We start from the raw sequence: 260 nt of genomic DNA on the forward strand, positions 1-260 counted from the left end.
AAGCGGGACACCGCAAAACAGAAGGCGCCGGCCAAGTGACGCTGATTCACGCGCCGCTCAGGTCTCCTGTCCGCAGCCCGATCTTTGCCCCGCAAACGGGCATTTGGGCGAGCGGCTTCACGTCCGGCGTTGACTTCGCGGCTGGGACTGCCTTCGGCGGGTTCCAGACCTACGGCAACAACACCAATGATGGCAGGCTGTTCCGCGACCCAACCAACGTCGTCGCTTCGTTCTGTCCGCCCAATGCGGATGGGACTGGC

1 protein-coding gene is annotated in these 260 nt (G+C 63.8%); it reads left to right on the plus strand.

All coding sequences use genetic code 11. The annotated features are described in order from the left end of the window. Positions 1 to 35 precede the first annotated feature (35 nt). Positions 36 to 260, plus strand: a 225-nt coding sequence (locus tag EOD29_RS36695) for a hypothetical protein (RefSeq protein WP_206520577.1), incomplete at its 3' end; no start/stop codon positions are given.

The sequence above is a fragment of the Mesorhizobium sp. M1A.T.Ca.IN.004.03.1.1 genome (assembly GCF_003997555.1).
Classification (GTDB): Bacteria; Pseudomonadota; Alphaproteobacteria; order Rhizobiales; family Rhizobiaceae; genus Mesorhizobium.